General features: G+C 54.9%; 21 protein-coding genes and 2 pseudogenes. 6 read left to right on the top strand and 17 right to left on the bottom strand.

Features of this window, described 5'->3' with window-relative positions; translation table 11 throughout:
- The 4 genes from gcvP to arfB all read left to right on the top strand — a co-directional run.
- Window positions 1-1,759, top strand: a 1,759-nt coding sequence (gene gcvP / locus ACWVCN_RS02930; RefSeq protein WP_455244017.1) for an aminomethyl-transferring glycine dehydrogenase, incomplete at its 5' end; no start/stop codon positions are given.
- A gap of 222 nt (window positions 1,760-1,981) precedes the next feature.
- A complete protein-coding gene (locus ACWVCN_RS02925) occupies window positions 1,982-2,206 on the top strand; it encodes a hypothetical protein (protein ID WP_455244016.1) in 225 nt (74 codons plus the stop codon).
- A gap of 84 nt (window positions 2,207-2,290) precedes the next feature.
- The gene (locus ACWVCN_RS02920; RefSeq protein ID WP_455244015.1) at window positions 2,291-3,184 is read left to right on the top strand and encodes a hypothetical protein; all 894 of its coding nucleotides are present in this window, start codon (window positions 2,291-2,293) and stop codon (window positions 3,182-3,184) included.
- Between the two features lie 28 nt (window positions 3,185-3,212).
- Window positions 3,213-3,623, top strand: a complete 411-nt coding sequence (gene arfB / locus ACWVCN_RS02915) for an alternative ribosome rescue aminoacyl-tRNA hydrolase ArfB (protein WP_455244014.1) — start codon at window positions 3,213-3,215, stop codon at window positions 3,621-3,623.
- 23 nt (window positions 3,624-3,646) lie between these two features.
- Here arfB and ACWVCN_RS02910 read toward each other — a convergent pair whose 3' ends face one another.
- A complete protein-coding gene (locus ACWVCN_RS02910; protein ID WP_455244013.1) occupies window positions 3,647-4,426 on the bottom strand; it encodes an enoyl-ACP reductase FabI in 780 nt (259 codons plus the stop codon).
- 174 nt (window positions 4,427-4,600) lie between these two features.
- Window positions 4,601-5,176: a mismatch-specific DNA-glycosylase gene (locus ACWVCN_RS02905; protein ID WP_455244012.1), complete on the bottom strand. Its 576-nt coding sequence runs from the start codon at window positions 5,174-5,176 to the stop codon at window positions 4,601-4,603.
- Window positions 5,177-5,406: 230 nt separating this feature from the next.
- Between ACWVCN_RS02905 and ACWVCN_RS02900 the strand changes: the two genes are divergently transcribed.
- Window positions 5,407-5,625 (top strand): hypothetical protein, encoded by a 219-nt coding sequence (locus ACWVCN_RS02900; protein WP_455244011.1) that lies wholly within the window; start codon window positions 5,407-5,409, stop codon window positions 5,623-5,625.
- Between the two features lie 71 nt (window positions 5,626-5,696).
- On the opposite strand, the gene ACWVCN_RS02895 is transcribed toward ACWVCN_RS02900, so the two are convergent.
- The 12 genes and pseudogenes from ACWVCN_RS02895 to ACWVCN_RS02840 form a co-directional block, all read right to left on the bottom strand.
- Window positions 5,697-6,215 (bottom strand): NUDIX hydrolase, encoded by a 519-nt coding sequence (locus ACWVCN_RS02895; RefSeq protein ID WP_455244010.1) that lies wholly within the window; start codon window positions 6,213-6,215, stop codon window positions 5,697-5,699.
- A 23-nt stretch (window positions 6,216-6,238) separates the two neighbouring features.
- Complete coding sequence (gcvT, locus tag ACWVCN_RS02890) at window positions 6,239-7,369, bottom strand: glycine cleavage system aminomethyltransferase GcvT (RefSeq protein ID WP_455244009.1); 1,131 nt, start codon at window positions 7,367-7,369, stop codon at window positions 6,239-6,241.
- 4 nt (window positions 7,370-7,373) lie between these two features.
- Window positions 7,374-7,700, bottom strand: a pseudogene (locus ACWVCN_RS02885) (FKBP-type peptidyl-prolyl cis-trans isomerase); the annotation flags it as partial.
- A 127-nt stretch (window positions 7,701-7,827) separates the two neighbouring features.
- Window positions 7,828-9,033: an FIST signal transduction protein gene (locus tag ACWVCN_RS02880; protein ID WP_455244008.1), complete on the bottom strand. Its 1,206-nt coding sequence runs from the start codon at window positions 9,031-9,033 to the stop codon at window positions 7,828-7,830.
- Window positions 9,034-9,051: 18 nt separating this feature from the next.
- Window positions 9,052-9,279: a hypothetical protein gene (locus ACWVCN_RS02875; protein WP_455244007.1), complete on the bottom strand. Its 228-nt coding sequence runs from the start codon at window positions 9,277-9,279 to the stop codon at window positions 9,052-9,054.
- 135 nt (window positions 9,280-9,414) lie between these two features.
- The gene (locus tag ACWVCN_RS02870; protein ID WP_455244006.1) at window positions 9,415-10,614 is read right to left on the bottom strand and encodes a DmpA family aminopeptidase; all 1,200 of its coding nucleotides are present in this window, start codon (window positions 10,612-10,614) and stop codon (window positions 9,415-9,417) included.
- Window positions 10,604-12,001, bottom strand: coding sequence for an MBL fold metallo-hydrolase RNA specificity domain-containing protein (locus ACWVCN_RS02865; protein ID WP_455244005.1), 1,398 nt, complete (start codon window positions 11,999-12,001; stop codon window positions 10,604-10,606). The genes ACWVCN_RS02870 and ACWVCN_RS02865 overlap by 11 nt, the downstream gene beginning before the upstream one ends.
- The gene (locus ACWVCN_RS02860) at window positions 11,998-12,840 is read right to left on the bottom strand and encodes an LOG family protein (protein ID WP_455244004.1); all 843 of its coding nucleotides are present in this window, start codon (window positions 12,838-12,840) and stop codon (window positions 11,998-12,000) included. Before ACWVCN_RS02860 ends, ACWVCN_RS02865 begins: the two co-directional genes overlap by 4 nt.
- A gap of 45 nt (window positions 12,841-12,885) precedes the next feature.
- Entirely contained in the window at window positions 12,886-13,233 is a 348-nt protein-coding gene (locus tag ACWVCN_RS02855) for a hypothetical protein (protein ID WP_455244003.1), read from the bottom strand.
- An 80-nt stretch (window positions 13,234-13,313) separates the two neighbouring features.
- Window positions 13,314-13,697, bottom strand: a complete 384-nt coding sequence (locus ACWVCN_RS02850) for a hypothetical protein (RefSeq protein ID WP_455244002.1) — start codon at window positions 13,695-13,697, stop codon at window positions 13,314-13,316.
- 12 nt (window positions 13,698-13,709) lie between these two features.
- Complete coding sequence (locus tag ACWVCN_RS02845) at window positions 13,710-14,222, bottom strand: GNAT family N-acetyltransferase (protein WP_455244001.1); 513 nt, start codon at window positions 14,220-14,222, stop codon at window positions 13,710-13,712.
- A 3-nt stretch (window positions 14,223-14,225) separates the two neighbouring features.
- Window positions 14,226-14,840 (bottom strand): DUF502 domain-containing protein, encoded by a 615-nt coding sequence (locus tag ACWVCN_RS02840; protein WP_455244000.1) that lies wholly within the window; start codon window positions 14,838-14,840, stop codon window positions 14,226-14,228.
- Between the two features lie 150 nt (window positions 14,841-14,990).
- Between ACWVCN_RS02840 and ACWVCN_RS02835 the strand changes: the two genes are divergently transcribed.
- The gene (locus ACWVCN_RS02835; RefSeq protein WP_455243999.1) at window positions 14,991-15,281 is read left to right on the top strand and encodes a Trm112 family protein; all 291 of its coding nucleotides are present in this window, start codon (window positions 14,991-14,993) and stop codon (window positions 15,279-15,281) included.
- A gap of 749 nt (window positions 15,282-16,030) precedes the next feature.
- Here the strand turns inward: ACWVCN_RS02835 and ACWVCN_RS02830 are convergent.
- From ACWVCN_RS02830 to ACWVCN_RS02820, 3 genes and pseudogenes are all read right to left on the bottom strand, one after another.
- Window positions 16,031-16,402, bottom strand: a complete 372-nt coding sequence (locus tag ACWVCN_RS02830) for a hypothetical protein (protein ID WP_455243998.1) — start codon at window positions 16,400-16,402, stop codon at window positions 16,031-16,033.
- A gap of 84 nt (window positions 16,403-16,486) precedes the next feature.
- A complete protein-coding gene (locus ACWVCN_RS02825; RefSeq protein ID WP_455243997.1) occupies window positions 16,487-16,816 on the bottom strand; it encodes a hypothetical protein in 330 nt (109 codons plus the stop codon).
- A gap of 184 nt (window positions 16,817-17,000) precedes the next feature.
- Window positions 17,001-17,392, bottom strand: a pseudogene (locus ACWVCN_RS02820) (hypothetical protein); the annotation flags it as partial.

The following is a 17,392-nucleotide window of genomic DNA, read 5'->3' as shown; positions in this document are numbered from 1 at the left end:
CGTGGAGATGGGGCACTCGCTCCGCCACGATCAGTTCTTCGACACCCTCCGGGTGCGTCTTCCAAAAGCCCAGAGCAATCAGATCCTCGTGCGCGCAGACGAGCGTGGAATCAATCTTCGCCGCTACGAGGACGATTCGCTCGGGATTTCACTTGATGAAGCCACCGATGAGGACGGTATCAGGCGGCTTCTGGAGGTGTTCGTCGGTCACGAACGCTTGCCGTTTACGATCGAAGAACTCCGGTCGGTCTCTACGATCGGGTTCCTGGCTAATCTTGCGAGGACGAGCACCTATCTGACCCATGAGGTGTTCAATCGCTATCACTCCGAACACGAAATGCTGCGGTACCTCCATCGTCTGCAAGGACGCGACCTCTCGCTCACGCATTCCATGATCCCCCTCGGCTCCTGCACGATGAAACTCAACGCAACGGCGGAGATGTTGCCTGTGACCTGGCCCGAGTTTGCCCGGTTACATCCCTTTGCCCCCTTGGAGCAGAGCAAGGGTTACCAGGAACTGTTTCGTCAGCTTGAGTCGTGGCTGACAGAAATCACAGGATTTGCCGCGCTGTCACTGCAGCCCAACGCCGGTTCCCAGGGGGAATATGCCGGCCTCATGGTTATCAGGGCATACCATCGGAGCCAAGGTGAATTTCAGCGCGATGTCTGTCTAATTCCGGTCTCAGCTCACGGGACTAATCCTGCCAGCGCGGCTATGGTCGGCATGACGGTGGTCGCTGTAGCCTGCGACAAGAAGGGCAACGTCGATCTCGTCGACTTGGAGGCCAAGGCCGCCCAACACCGGGATCGGTTGGCCGCTTTGATGCTGACCTACCCGTCGACTCACGGCGTTTTCGAAGCAGATGTTCGGCGTATCTGCCAGATTGTCCATACGCATGGGGGACAGGTTTACATGGACGGGGCGAACATGAATGCCCAGGTCGGACTTTGCCGTCCCGGCGATATTGGCGCGGATGTCTGCCATTTGAATTTGCATAAGACATTCTGCATCCCGCACGGAGGCGGAGGCCCGGGCATGGGGCCGATTGCCGTCGCCCGACATCTCGCTCCTTTTCTCCCCGGCCATCCAGTCACGGCCCTTGGCGGGACGGAATCGATCGGGCCGGTTTCAGCCGCGCCCTATGGTAGCCCTAGCATCGTGACCATCTCATGGGTCTACATTGCGCTGATGGGGCGCGACGGATTGAAGGAGGCCTCGCAGGTGGCGATCCTGAACGCAAATTACATGGCGAAGCGGTTGGAGAAGCATTACCCCATTCTCTACACCGGATTGTCCGGGTTTGTGGCTCATGAATTCATCCTCGATCTTCGTCAGTTCAAAGACACGGCCGGAGTTGAAGCAATGGACGTGGCCAAGCGCCTTATGGACTACGGGTTCCATGCCCCGACAGTATCGTTTCCGGTAGCCGGCACTCTCATGATTGAGCCAACCGAAAGCGAGTCGAAAGCCGAGATGGATCGATTCTGTGACGCTATGATCCGTATCCGGTCGGAAATCCAAGAAATTATAGACGGTCGGCAGCCCCGGTCGAACAATCTCTTAAAAAATGCCCCCCACACCGCACAGGTTGTAACCGCCTCTGGTTGGGATAGGCCTTATAGCCGTGAACAAGCGGCTTATCCGGCGCCTTGGGTTGCACAGGATAAATTTTGGCCGTATGTCAGCCGTATCGATGAGGCCTACGGTGATCGTCATCTCATTTGTACCTGCCCTCCCATGGAACAATATTCCGGTTAGAGGCAACCGTCACTGGTCCTTCAGAATTGACTCTGCCACAATCCGCTTTGACTATCATCCAAGGCTTTGATTTATAGAGCAAGTACGGTGTTTCTAGCCGAGTCCGTTCGGATAAATTGAGGGACGGACGGCCTGATACCCTCCCTTTGGGGCATTGTGAAATGTCTCCAACATCGGCGATAAGTGACTCTCACTTTTTCTTTGCCGGAGTGAGGCCAACGAATGTCGCAAATTCTCAACTTGAGCCAACATACGAGCGACGACGAGCTTCAACGTTTAACGACGCTATTGCTTTACCATCTTGTGGAGAGGTGCGGGGGGCAAGTGCAGTTCAAGCTCGAAGATGCCCAGCGGGTTAGAGAGAATCTCGCGACCAAAATGGTCCAGATGCAGGTGGGAGATGAAGTCAGGCTGCGCATTATCGATCGCCTCCCGGAACTCACCTGAGAATTTACCCATCTTCTTCAAGACCCATCAATGTAGTCCACAGGTCCGTTGAGTCCTCCTCCCGTTCGTGTTCCAATGATTAAGATGACGAGGCGACCGCATGTACTGATCCTCCTATTGCTCGTAGGGGTAGTCTACCTAGTCCCGTTTGTACAAGTTGCTGCCGAAACGAGCAACCATGACACAAGAGACCTGCGAGTCGGCGAACGCTACGCCGGAGGCACCCGTATTCGTTCCCCGTTCGTCGGTGTCTCGTTTGTGGTCCCACCGGATTGGCGCGCCTATTTGCCGTCAGGATCGGTGATCTTTCTCGACTCTGCCGTGACTCCGGGCTTGGGAACAATTCATCTGCTAGAGGAAGTGACCAAAGAGACCGTCCTGGATCAACTCAGCGAGCCGCAATCAATCGAAGCCGGGTTTCTGTTGCATCCTATCGGCTCTGTTCAAGATGACGGTACAAAGCTCCGCGGACTGTACGGAGCAGGAGAAGATATCGGGATCATAGTAGCCATTTTAGGGCCCTCCTCCAATGCGGTAATTTACCAATTCATTGGCCGGAAAACTGAAGAAGCCTTGTATCGGCAGTTGGCGGAGGACCTTGCTTCCTCGACCGAATTCATCAGCGAACTGGAGAGTCAGGGGCTTAGGCGGTGGTACGAACGACTCACAGGGATGGTGCTGACTCCGAGGCCGGAAAGCGCGATCACACAGGGCGAAGCATCAGCGGAACTCCATTTGTGTAGCGATGGCCGTTTCATTCGGACTATTCGATTGGAGCCTGTTCCAGGAAGGCGCGAGGAGGGTGGTGTGTACCATGAAACCGGCACATGGCTGATCGATGTAAGAAATGGGACGGTCGGATTGAGTCTGAGGAAATCAATCGGGGGGATCGACTACCAGGGCTTAAGTGAACAAGACGGGCCTGTGCTGGTCAATGGGAAAGAAGTCAGCGTCGAACCGAGCAACAACTGTCTCTAGTAGGCCATACACTGAGGTCGAAAGAATCGTGTTGCACATTTCAAACAATGTCCGCATTCCTGATTCTGAAATCGAGATCCATGCCATGCGGTCGCAGGGCGCCGGGGGACAGCACGTCAACAAGGTCTCTTCTGCCATCCACTTGCGATTTGATATCAAGGCATCGTCATTACCGCAGTTCTATAAAGACGAGCTGCTTCGCCTGAAGGACAGCCGCATTTCAGAAGACGGAGTAGTGACAATCAAGGCTCAGCAGTATCGGAGTCAGGAGCAGAATCGAGAAGATGCGCTCAATCGGCTGAGAACGCTGATTCTAGGTGTCGCTGTGCCGCGCAAGGTCCGCAAACCGACGAAACCGACAAAGAACGCGAAACAGCGGCGTTTGGAAAATAAGAAACGGCAGAGCCGATTGAAAGCCTTGCGCCGAATGATCGAATAACGTTGATGGGAGCAGCTCAGGCGTTACTCGGCGGAGGCGAGGGATCCGAGAATGTTGTAACCCCCGTCCACATAGATCACTTCTCCGGTAATCCCGCGCCCCAACGGACTGACAAGGAAGAGCGCGGTGTCACCAACTTCACCCTGTTCGGTGGCGCGGCGGAGGGGTGCAAATTCCTTATGGTGGTCTACCATCTTGCTGATGCCGGAGACACCACGGGCTGCGAGTGTTTTGATCGGCCCTGCTGAGATGGCGTTCACTCTGATGTTCTTCGGACCAAGGTCGTTGGCCAGATAGCGAACGGTCGCTTCGAGTGCCGCTTTGGCGACACCCATGACGTTGTAGTGAGGCACAACCCGCTCCGCACCCAAATAAGTCAAGGTGACGATTGAGCCCCCGTCTGTCATGAACGGCAGGGCGGCACGCGTCAGAGCGACAAGTGAATAGGCGCTGACATCGAGGGCTGTCGCGAATCCCTTTCTGGTGGTATTGACGAATTGGCCTGCGAGTTCTTCTCGCGGTGCAAAGGCAATCGAATGGACTAGGAAGTCGAGTTTTCCGGCTTCTTGTCCTACACGGTTCATGAGGGCTTCGATCTGGGCATCGTCCCCCGCATCGCAGGCAAAGGCCTTGGAACCGGGCAACGTCGCTACCAGTTCCTCGACGTTTTCCTTCAGCCGATCATTCTGATAGTTAAAGAATAACTGCGCTCCTTGTCCGGCCGCCGATTGGGCAATGGCCCAGGCAATGCTGTGTTTGTTAGCGACACCGACAATGAGGCCCTTCTTACCTTCTAGCAACATGTGACGCTCCTAAAGGATTGTGAATGTCGGAGGCAGACCTGAAATCACCGAGTCTCGCTGAGGAGCGAAGATACCATGACTCGAACGCATCTTCCAGAAGGGAACCGCGAAAAATGGACCGGCTAAACCTGTCTTTCTATAACAACGAGACGTCGTAAAAGAAGCTTCTTGTCATCAAGGATTGACTTGGCGCTGAGGAATTTTGCGGATAGGTCCAGCTGAACGTGCCGTACTCCGCAATAGCATAAATGCCTCAAGCATCTCTGGATAGGAGTACCGGGCGTTGCGTCCGCTGGGGTTCGGGAGAAGAAACAGAGGCGCGCCGCCGAGTCGACGGTAAGTCGGACCGGGGGTCAGCGGGGCCGAATCGGTGCTCCCCTTAGAAAAAGCCATCCTAAAGATCGTCAACCCTAAGATTGCAACGATCCGCGGCTGATAGTGTCGAATCTTCTTCTCAAGTGTGCGAAGCCCTGCGCGGTATTCTTTCGGATCAAGGACGTTGGTGCCGGCAGTGGCCCGGCTGATGATGTTCGTCAATCCAATCCCCCATTCAGGTAGCCTCCAATCTTCCTGATAGCTGAGCGGTTCCATAACCAACTTTGAATCGTAGATGAGCTTCCAAAATCGGTTCGAATGGCCGGCAAAATGATGCCCGAGTTTGGCAGACCGAAGTCCCGGGTTGATACCGACGAAAAGAATCCGTACACCCACTTGGATACGGTCTGGGAGAGGTGAATTTGGTTGGTTCACTGAGCCTTGCTCATCTCGTCATTGCTCTGCTGGGGCGGTTTAGTCGGCTCGAACTATTCCGCCACAGCAGTCTGGATGGTTTCTCCTCAAACCTACAAACTACCATTCGCCTAAGTGCCCGATATTGTGACGTTTCATATATTTAAATTTTCCGGCACCAAGCTTGCTGAGCATAGCGAAGACGCCCATTGAGGGCAACCTATCTCACAACTTAAGGGAGGTGACGCATTATGAAGCGCATGTTGATGGCAATCTTGGCAGTTGCGGTAGCGATTTCCTTCAGCGCCCCGGCGTTCGCTGAGGGAGAGGGGAAGAAGGAAAAGAAGGGTAAGAAGGACGGGCATGTTCTCGTCTATAGCGACGAGGAGAAGAAGGAAGAGAAGGGTGGTAAGGTAGTGGTGTTCGGCGAAGAGGGAGATAAGAAGAAGAAGGGCGATAAGGGCAAGTAATCCCCTTTTGGCGAGGCTAGCTGGCTTGAGGAGCCTTTCGTCAAAAGCGGAGGGCTCCTTGATCTTTTCTCCTACTGCCTTCTTTCACCAATAAATACTGATTGCAGCCCTACTATCGTTTTTGCATCTCGAATCGTTCCATCGCCAATCATTGCAACCGCCTTCTCTAGAGACACCTCCACAACGTCCAAGATTTCGTCGCGATCCAACTGCTGCTTTCCCTTGGCCAGCCGGCTCGCTTTGTAGATATGGATCACTTCATCTGTAAAACCCGGGGCGGTAAAGATGCTCGCGATCAACTCCAGGTCACCGGCTGTGTATCCGATTTCTTCTTCCAATTCACGCGCTGCACAGGATTTGGGATCTTCTCCGGGATGGAGTTTGCCGGCTGGTATCTCATAAATGAATCCACCCGCTGCATGGCGGAATTGTCGGATCAGCACGACTGTCCTGTCGTCTTTGAACGGAACGATCGCCGCGGCGCCCGGATGACGCACCATCTCCAAATCGATGGTTGCTCCGTTCGGCAGCACCACAGTATCGATGTTCAGGGTTATGACTTTCCCCGTAAATATATTTCGAACCACCATGACTCCTCTCTACCTGGATCCGGTCAGTCGGTGACCCTGGCTTGACGCTTATAAAATGGTGGCTTCACGATAACAGCTGGAAGATGTTTCCCGCGAATATCAATGGCAATCGCGCTTCCCGGCGTGGCAAAGGCTGACGGCACATAGCCGAGACCGATACCTTTCTTCAGTAACGGAGAGAAGTTCCCGCTTGTGACTTCACCGATACGGTTCGACGATCTATCAAGTATAGCGAAACCGTGGCGCGGGACAGCTTTCTCCAGGAGCTCAAACGCGACGAACCGCCGCGTTGGCCCGGCCTCTTTCTGGGCCCAGAGAGGCTCACGCCCGATGAAGTCTCCCTTGTCGAAATTCACTGTCCATGCGACATTTGCTTCGAACGGCGTCGTTCCTTCTCCGACGTCGTTACCATAGAGCAGGTACCCCATTTCCAATCGCAACAGATCCCTCGCTCCGAGGCCAGCCGGTTTGAGGCCATCCGTTTGGCCAGCTTCGAGCAATGCATCCCACAGTTGTTCGGCTTGCGCAGCCGCCACGTTGAGTTCGTAACCAAGTTCCCCGGTGTAACCGGTTCTGGCAACGAAACAGGCGATTCCGCCGAGGTAACTGTCACAGGCGCGGTGCATCTTCAATTCGGCAATGGAGCTATCCCCGAGTTGATGAACGATCGTCCTAGAGGCTGGACCTTGAATCGCAATTTGTGCCAAGGCGAAGGACCGATCCTCGATCGTGCAGTCGTCTCCATCTCGTTGGTGTGCATGAAGCCATGCCAAGATCTTCTCGCGGTTCGAGGCATTCACGCAGAGCAGGTAATCCAAATCCCTTGTCCGATAGACAAAGACGTCGTCCTTGATCCCTCCCAACTCGTTGCAAACCATGGAATAGTGCGCTTGGCCGACAGCCAATTTTCCCACGTCATTGGTCGTGATCCTTTGGAGAAAGGCGCAACTGCCCCGGCCGGTAACGAAAAGGCGTCCCATGTGACTGACGTCGAACAGTCCGGCTCTCGACCGTACCGTATGGTATTCATCGAGAACACTTCCATATTGGATGGGCATCTCCCAGCCGGCGAAATCCACGAGCTTCGCCTGCAAGGCACGGTGCCGATCGATGAGAGGCGTCTGTTTCATAACCACGCGCAAGCTGATGCTCATGTGACTATATTCCGAGTAATTCAACTTCGAAAATGAGGGTGGCATGGGGTGGGATGACTCCTCCAGCCCCACGCGCCCCGTAGCCGAGATTCGAAGGGATAATCAGCTTCCGTTTTCCCCCGACCTTCATACCCTGCACACCCTCGTCCCATCCCTTGATTACCCGCCCGGCGCCCAACGGAAACGAAAAGGGCTGGCCTCGATCCACCGAACTGTCAAATTTCTTCCCGTTCTCTAACCAGCCCGTATAGTGCACGATGACGGTCTGTCCTGCTCGAGCCGCCTCGCCGGTCCCCACGGCTAACTCGATATACTGCAGTCCTGACGAAGTGGTGACTTCCGTTCCTCCTGGTCCTGGCTGTTCAATCGGCATACCTACTCCTTTCCGCGCAACGTTGATGAATTGGCTAAATTCGAGGATAACAGGAGGCTGTGACCAATTACTGCCGGTTCTGACTTCAGTCCGGGTCTGAAAAAATCGCAACACTCGCCGTATAGCCGTGGAGAAAGTTCTTGCCCCCGACCGGACCGATTTCTCCCTGGGCGAAGAAGCCCGCAACCGGTAGCGGACCGATCCGTTCCTGCAAAACGCTGCTGTCGTGGTGACGTTGGCCAAACAACCCCTCTCCTCTCCCGCAACAGCTGAAGACCAAGGCTCCCAACGGCTTGCTGCGATGCGCAATTCTGTCGGCCGCCAACAGAACATGCAGATCCTCGCTCGCCGATTTCGCATCGCGGAGTTGAAACTGCAATGTTTGTCCTTCCTGAACGACGTCGCCGATTGCAATTGCACCGATCTGCCGATCCGCGCCGATGAGATTCCGGATGAGGAAATCACCCTGTTCGAAGCGGCTCCGATGCTCGTCAATGGCGATGCCGGCGTGCAAGGCCCGATGGGCATGTTGACGTTGAGGTTCGACCAAAGATTCCAATGCTGATTGGAGCTGTTCGATCGCCGGACGGCCGCCGAGCTCATAGACCAGGTTGCGTTCGGCTCTTGTGACAACGTACCGCTCCCCGATCGGGCGGCAACCTTGGGAAACGATTGTCCGTACCAACAAGGGGCCGGAGAGTTGTACGCCAACTAGCCCGCCCTCGACGACGTCGCCGTCCAGCACCAGACAGTTTGCTCCTGGACCATGGCTTCCTCCGGCAAGGCCGCCCACTGTCCGGCCATTGGGATAGCGATCGGCTAAGACTGACAGGACGTCGTGCATCGGCGTCGAAATTGGATCCGCTAGAAGTATGAAGGTACTGGGCTCGCAGTGCGGGGCCGGCCAGCCGGCCATTTGCAATTGGTCCTGGCTTTCGGAGAATGCCAGCCGAAGCGGTGTCACACGGATGTTCGGGAGAGAGGCGACCCACAGGGTCACAGCCGGAGCCGTTTCCAATTCCTCCGCTCCTGAAATCACGCCTTCGCCGGAGCAGCCGATGCAGACCTTCACGCCCAGTGAATCGCGGATCATCGTCGCGATCATCTGTGCCTGTTCTGCATGGTGCGCGGAGAAAAAGACGAAGGCCACATGGAACGGAACCGATCCGATCTGCTCACGAACCGCGTCAACAAGGTCGCGGATTGCCGCTTCGGTATCGCTATTGCGGGAAAGCGCTGACGCGAAGCGCAGCGACGTGGACACCTTGTTCTCTGCGGGCTCCGTGATCATCCGGTCAGTCTCCGGTTCTCAGACACCGGGATTCATCCGCTCGGCGCGGTCCTTCGAGAGCTTCTTGTAGTACCGCCACATGTAGGAATGGTAGTCATCCAGTTGTGCCAAAAGGTAATGCAGTTCCGTGGGATCTTCGGATTCCAAGGCCCTTACCATGCGCGTCTTCAGGAAATCGCCGAAAGAGTCGGTTTTTTCTATGGCGGTTAAGAGGCGAAGCCCCCCGCCTAGTTGATAATCTTGCATTGTGGCACACTCCTCTCTTCATCAATGCGGGCGAAGAATAGCGAGGCACGGGTATGAATTGCAAGCTGATGACGAATGATTTGTAATGACTTCAGAAAGGGAACCTGCAAAGAAATCTGAGCGGAACGTTAAAGTCTATCGGTTTGTTGTTACAGCAAGTGTTTTGAGCCTATCGAGATCAATCGCTTCCACGCGCCGCCCATCACGGCCGACAACGGTGGTTGCCATCGTCAGGGCGTTGAGGATCGCCTCTTCCGACGCTTCGACAGTTGCGGCAATGACGGGATTGATATGGCTGTCGGCCAGATGGGTCTGCTGAAAGGTCGGCTCCTTCGGATAGTGCGGGATCACATTGGCGGTGGAGAAAGCTAGCATGAAGTCTCCACTTCCATGGCGCGCGGTGGAGCCGGTGCGGGCGAGCCCGAGTGCGGCTCGTTTGGCAAGCCGGGTCAGTTGTCGGCTGTCCAGCGGTGCGTCCGTGGCAATAATAATGATGATAGAGCCTTCGCTGTGACCTGGTGAAAGTGCTTGCGTGACGGGTGGGACCGACTCATATAGCCGTCCGACTGGCACACCAGCTACCACGAGTTCGGGTCTCCTACCGTGATTCGCGTTCACCAAGACACCGACGGTATAGCCCCCGTCTTGTTCGGATAGCTTCCGCGACGCAGTGCCTATACCCCCTTTGAATCCATACGAGACCATGCCGGTGCCGGCGCCGACTGTGCCTTCCTGTACCGGACCGCCGGCTGCTCCGTCGAGTGCGGCGATCACATTCTGCTCAGACACATGGCGGCCTTGGCTGTCGTTTAAGCGGCTGTCGTCACATTCGGCAACGACCGGCGTGAGGGTGTCGTCGGAGATCCCTATCTCTGGGTTCTGCCGGATCATCCAGCTCACGACACCGTTTGCCACACGCGGCACATTGAGCGTATTCGTCAGGGCGATGGGATATTCCAAGAATCCTGATTCAGCGATCCAGGCTAGACCGGTCATTTCTCCAGTGCCATTCAGCACGAACGCTCCAGCCGGCACCTTTTTGTGCCAGACATCGTCGCGGGGGATAACGACGGTAACGCCGGTCCGCACCGGGCCATGGCCAGGCTTTAGCGCACCCTCCCCAGAAATGAGCGTGGTGTGTCCGACTTTGACGCCGGCAACGTCTGTAATAGCGTTGTTGGGACCGGGTGGATGGGTCCCCAATACGATGCCGAGGTCGCGTACCCGCATCCTGGACAAGGAAGGGTCACTGGCCTGTACTGGATTCCCCGTGAACATGATGCCACAGAGAAGAGAAATGGCGATGGGGGTGTAGATCCGTCGCTCACACTTCATGTATCGACCCACGGTGGGGGACGGCAACCTCAATTCCAGGATGTTCTGCTTGAATGGCGCTGGCGAGAGACAGGGCCTGTTTTTCTTCTCCGTGAACAACAAAGACCTTGCTTGGCAGAGGATCGATGGCCCGGACATAGGCCAGCAGATCGTGACGATCCGCGTGCGCCGAAAGACCATTAAACTTCACAACCTGGGCCCGGCGTGGGGTCGGCACACCGAAAATCGGCACGACGTCCCACCCTTCCACCAATTTGCGGCCCAGCGTATGTTCGGCCTGGAATCCGACGAAGACAATCACGTTGGCTTCGTCTTGAATGGCATGTTTGAGATGGTGAACGATGCGGCCGCCTTCACACATCCCGGAGGAGGAAATGATGACACAGGGCCCGCGCATAGTATTGAGTCGTTTACTGTCTTCAGGCGACGAGATGAAATGGATGTAACGCGAGGCGAAGGGATCACCGACCGCTGAAAAAGTCTTCAAGGTCTCTTCATCATAGCATTCGGGATGGCGACGGAATACGTCGGTGGCTTTGCCGGCGAGAGGGGAATCGATATATATGGGAATAGGGTCTACACGGCCCTCTGCGACAAGCTCCTTGACCCGCATAACCAGTTCTTGCGTCCGGCCGACGGCGAAGGCCGGTACGATGATTTTGCTCTTATGCATGCGCGCGTGTTCAATCAAGGCCTGCGCCTTTTTCGTCATTTCTTCACCGACCTGTTCGTGCAGGCGATCGCCATAGGTGGATTCGAGGATGAGGATGTCACAGGAGGGCGGCGGTGTGGGATCTCGCAAAATTGGCATGTTCGAGCGGCCTAAATCACCGCTAAAGAGCACAGTCGTGGTGTTTCCTCGTGCCGTGTACTTTACGCGTACGGCGGCGGAACCAAGGATGTGCCCGGCGTCGTAAAACGAAGCGGTAACTCGGGGTGCAAGCTTGATGTTATCTCCGTAGCGAACACCTTCGAATCGCCGTACGATTTTCCGAACGTCGTCCCTCCCGTAGAAGGGACGGATGCAACCCCTGCCGCGACGCCGCTCTTTCTTGTTCACGTATCGGCAATCGCTTTCCTGGATTCGAGCGGAGTCTTCGAGCATAATGCTGGTCAGGTCGGCGGAGGCACGGGTAGTAAATACTTTGCCAGAAAACCCATGGCGGGAGAGCACGGGTAACGCTCCAGAGTGGTCGATGTGAGCGTGTGAGAGCAAGACCGCACCGAGCGATTTGGGATCAAAGCCAAGATCGCGGTTGTACTTAAGGGTTTCGTCCCGCCGTCCTTGAAACAACCCGCAGTCGAGCAAGGCCCTGAAGCCGGGCATTTCAAGCATATGCCGACTTCCCGTAACGGAACGGGCAGCGCCGTGAAACGAGAGTTTCATGGTGTGCTGACTCCGTTGTGGCTTCGGATGAGATTCCAGGCCTCTTGGGCCGTTTCGGCGAAGCGAAAGAGTTGAAGATCCTCTTGGGCGATCAAGCCGCTGTCTACAAGTAGAGACCAATCAATCAGGCGTTCCCAGAATTCCCGACCGACCAAGACGACAATGACATCCTTTGTTTTTCCGGTTTGAAGCAGGGTCAGCGTCTCGAACAGTTCATCTAGGGTGCCAAACCCGCCAGGAAAGGCAACAAGCGCCTTGGCGCGGAGCATGAAGTGCATTTTTCTGATGGCGAAGTAACGGAACTGAAAATTCAAGCCGGGCGTGATGTAGGGATTTGGCTGTTGTTCGTGCGGCAGCGTGATATTGAATCCGAGCGATTTGGCGCCGATGTCTGACGCACCGCGGTTGGCAGCTTCCATGATGCCCGGCCCTCCGCCCGTGACGATAACATAATCGCAACGCCCATCGACTTGGCATGACGAAGAAACCAAGCGGCCGAATTCACGGGCCACCTCGTAATACTGTGAGAGTGCAAGCTGACGCCGAGCGATCTCCCTTCGTCTGTGGACAGATCGGTCAGAGGAGCCAACCGCTATCTGTTCTGCCTTCCGGAGTTGTTCCTGGGCCTCAGACGGCTCTGGCAATCTTGCGCTTCCGAATACGACAATCGTCGAACGAATCCCCTGCTCCCGTTGAATCAGTTCAGGCTTTAAAAGTTCCAAGCCAATTCGCACGGAGCGGAGTTCGTCACGTTGGAGGAATTCTGTATCGCGGTCAGCCGGTACATAAGAAGATGAGTTTGGAGAACGCTGGCTCATGCGGCGGATTATAGCGGGCATCCAGCCGCACGGCAATTACAGCTCAGTCGGTCCGGGAAAGCTATTCTAGAATGGATAGGGGTTGAAGCGGGAGCCCGAAAAATTCTGGAGAAAGCCTCGGTCGGTGACAATCCAATTCGTATCATAGAAAACTTGGAGCGCATCTGTGCCAAGGCCAGTCCGCGAGATGATAAGATCGGGGTCAACGGGCGTCCAGGGCTTTAGCAGCACGCCGAAGTTGACCCGCGAGTATTTTCCGTCCAGGAATCGGTACGTCGTCACGATTCCCTTTGAGGACTCCGTAATGGAATCAGGAGTGCCCAGCTTATTGGTCACTTCAGAGAACGTGGTCCGACCCGGGATGATAAACGCAATATCCTCTTGCGTGAGCGGCCGGTTTAATGTAACGCGCATGACGTTACATCCTGAGGCTGCAACGCATGTCGCAGCGAAGGCCAGCACAAGGCAGAGGGTTAGCAAACGACGAGTCACTGTCATTCTCCGAACGGCCAAAATCTGAATTCAAGCGAATCGGTGCGTTTGGAGGAGATGATCTCTTCAACGAGACCATCTTGGTTCAGGATGACAAAAAGATCGTCGCTTTTTATCTGAAGGCGTGAAAAATTAACAAGAATCAGCAGCAGACTACCCGCTTTGGCGTCATAGTGGTAGTACTGAAGCACGTCGCGGCCATTAACTTGAAGGAGCCTGTCCGGTGCTCCGAGTTTTGCGAGAACGTCAGCTTTGCTTGTACCCTTCGTAATGGATTCAATCGTGTCGACGGCGATATCGTCGCCTAACGTCCCTCGACTGAAGGCACAGCCCCCTGTGAAAAGGAGGAGGGCGGAAATGAGCGGTACGCAGAAGCGGAAATTCATAAGACCCCCAATTTACGTAGGCTTTTGCGTTGGGACGGTGTCTGTGAAGATGAAGTCCTTTTCATAAACAATATAGGCTGACGGAGCCAATCCTACTCGTTGATAGACTGTCTGGGCCTTGTGGTTCTCCTGCTCTACATAAAGCCTGATTCCGCACACGCCTGGACGGCTCTTTGCTCTTGTCAGAATCGTTTCGTACATGCGGCGATAGACACCTTGACGGCGCCAGTCAGGGTGAACGTAGACACTCTGCACCCACCAGAACATTCCGTTGCGCCAATCGCTCCACTCATATGTTATCATCGTCTGTCCGACAAGCTGACGACTCTTGGCTCGCAACGCCTCCGCCACCATAAAAAAGCCATGTTCAGGTGTCGCCAAAAGTGACAATGTTCCTGCGCGGAGCGTTGTAACATCCAACTGCCTCCCTTCCGTTTCCAAGGCCATTGCGGCGCTGAAAGCCACAATCTCTTCGACGTCGGCTTCTCCGGCAACCCGCACAACAATGTCGGTTCTCGAAGGCATCGCCTACTTTGAACCCTTCGGGGCGGATATCCACCCGTCCTTGGGCTTGTAAAAGCCGGCGGAGAATTCCATCTTCATGGCGTCCTCGGGAAGAAGATTGAGAGGACGAATTTGGTGCTCTGGGACGAATGCCAAGTAACCGGTAAATGGGTGTATTGCGGTCGGGACAAAGATCATCATGAGGTTTGTCGAAGGATCCACTTGAATAGCTTGAGGAGCGCTACCCATAACAAAACCTAGGGCCCAAAGGCCGTCGCGAGGAAAAGGAAAAGCAACCACGGTGCTACGTCCGAATCGCGATCTGAACTGGAACAAATCCGTCATTCCCTTCAACGTCAGGTAGATGCTTCGAACGAGAGGAATCTGTTCGATCTGACGCTCCGCCGAGGTGAGCATTCTATTCCCGACGACGTGATTTGCGACTGCTCCAGCGGTCGTCACAAACAGTATGAACAGTCCAAGCCCCATGATTGGGTTGGGCGCGATACCTGCTTGGGTAAGGAGGTCTCCGATGAGACGGTTCACCGTCGATAGGAGCGCGGAAAGTATCAAGAAGGTGGCCCAAGCCGGGACCAGCACCAGAAGCCCTGCCAGGGAATAACGCCAAAGAATCGCCACGTGGACCTATCCCCGCTATTCGAATTGTTACACGGGGCCTAGTGTATCAGAAACTAAAGAAGGAGTGGGGGACGGATGTGACTTGAACTCTATTGAAGGGGTAGGATATCGTGCGCAGGGTAGCGGTGCTGCTTGCAAGAGGAGGCGTCCATGGAGGAACCGTCAGGAACCAAGGGCTCGGTAAACATCGACAAAGATTTGTTGGCTATTCTCTGTTGCCCTGAAACGAAACTCGACGTCTCTTTGGCAGATGAGGCCTTGATCAGAAGAATCAATGACGCTGTTAACCGGGGCGTCTTGAAAAACAAGGGAGAGAAGCCGGTGACGGAACTTCTCGATGGCGGCCTGATACGTTCCGATCGAAAAGTTCTCTATCCTATCCGTGAAGATATTCCTGTGATGCTGATCGAGGAAGGGATTCCCCTTGACGGAATTGCCTGATTAGTGTCCTGCTCGCCTCATTCCCGCACATTCGATTGATTTATTATAGACGGCAATGTTTCAGATGCCTCAGGGCTGCTGTGGTATCCGTCATTTATGGTCGAATGAGATCCCGTTGAAGTTGGTCGGTTTTCGATCCGGTGGACGTACCGCATTGCTGACAGAGGTATTCATATAGATTGCCACTAGGTAATACCAACAGGAGCCGTTCTCGTGTAGGGGTAGCAACCTGACATCGTGGGCAATACAGTAGTGAAGCATTGAGTTCTCTAAACTGATCTTCCTGGCTTTCCTGAGGTTGCCTTATCGGTTTCGCAGTTCTCGACGACATACCAGGGAGCCATCCCGGAAGGTGCGATTTGCGAGGAATTCGTGCCATATAGAGTTGAAATTCTAGAGAAGGATGGCGGGTGGGTCAAGCAGGCGAAACTTTGGCTACTAAGGGAGCCAGGTAGAATTCTTCGGCTTCGGTTGCTCTTGAGAGGATGACTTCCAGATCTTCCACAATCCTCGCCCGCTTTGAACGAGAGCGTAGATAATCAAGCCACTCAGGAAACCATAATACCCTGCGGTCCGCCATGGCCAATAGTCTGGGGCATGCAATATCATGCCGAGGGCGATATGCCCCCCGACTCCCAGGCAGAGGGCAAAGATGATCCATTCACGTATCATGGTGAGATAAGATGACAAAGGGACCAACGCGAACACAAGGTGGGATCGATCAGAGTAACCCCGAACCGATCAGACTGTTAGGCTGCTGGCGTCTTAGACGATTCGATCTCCGTTGCCGTGATAAGGCTGGAGAGGTAGTCTGCCACGAAGTTCAACGCTTCTTCCCGGCCGTCTGCGCGCCGGCCCTTTTCGCGACGTTGAACAGATAACTCGTGATCCAAGTCTGACTTGACTTCTGTGAGTACACGCTGGAGCGACGAAGGAGTCAGATTCGAATCCATATCTTCAAGTTCTTGGCAACGATCCAATACCCAGTTGAGCCCTTCGATCCGGCCGGCATAGTGCTCCTGCTCCGCCGTGTCGATCCGAGCCATGGTCGTTGCGAACGTCTGGGCTTCGTACACAAGATTGTAAAAGCTAGTGACGGCACGCTGTAGGGTCGAACTCATAACACTCCTTTATCAAGCTGAGCAATGTATCGATGTAGTAATTATACATGAGAATAGCGAAGTCACAAGCGAAATAATCATGATTTATGTGAAGAGTAGGGAATGGAATTCATTCATGAAACCATAATAGAGAGGCGCGAAGTCTTTGAGGCTATCGGGGCTAGTTTCTTTCAGACGCTTGAAAAAGAATACCTGTGAACGAGGATCAAGCTGCTCCAGTAAGCGACTGAGTTGTGCCATGGTATAGCTACCCGCTGGCACGCTCAGTACGTAATGAACCAACCGTTCAACGAATTGCTGGGCGATATATTCGCTGGTCAGATACCCCTCAGGGAGTTTTCCCGCTGCCAAAAATTCGTTAAAGGGGATAGCTTGGGCGGCAAACGGAATCGACTGATCTTGACGGAGGGTCACGCTGAGGATACCTCGTGGCTCATGCGTACGACTGCGGAAAAGTTGAATAACTCTACTGGACCCCCCCCAGTCCGTCAAGTGGACAGAAGAAGCATATCACCTGAGCCTAAAGACCGATACAGACAGCAAGGGCGGGATGCCTTGCGGCACCCCGCCCCGCTGAGACGCTCGGCCTCGCTGTCGCTTACAGCCAGGTCACGCGTTCGGCCGGTCGAATGTAGATCGGCTCTTCGACCTGAATGCGCGCCACTTCCTTGCCCGACTTGTTGAAGCCCAGCACGGTATCGTTGTACATCTCGAACCGCTTCCCGTGAATCTGGGTCTCAAACACCTTCGGGCCCGGAATGACGTCGTACCGGAAGATGATCTGCTGGCTGGCGCGCCACAGCTGCAGCACCGCCAACAGTTCCCGGCTCGGCACCAGGTACTTCTCAATGGCATTGTCCACCCCCGGCCCGAACATCTGCCGGTTGTAGCCGCGCGGCGCATGCCGCGGCGGAATGTAGTAGCCATTGGGCTCGGTGCCCCACTGCGGATACAACGGCAACGCCACCTGCTCCACGCGAATCGCGTAGT

The sequence above is a fragment of the Petrachloros mirabilis genome, assembly GCF_975968855.1.
This window is presented reverse-complemented; position numbering and strand designations above follow the sequence as displayed.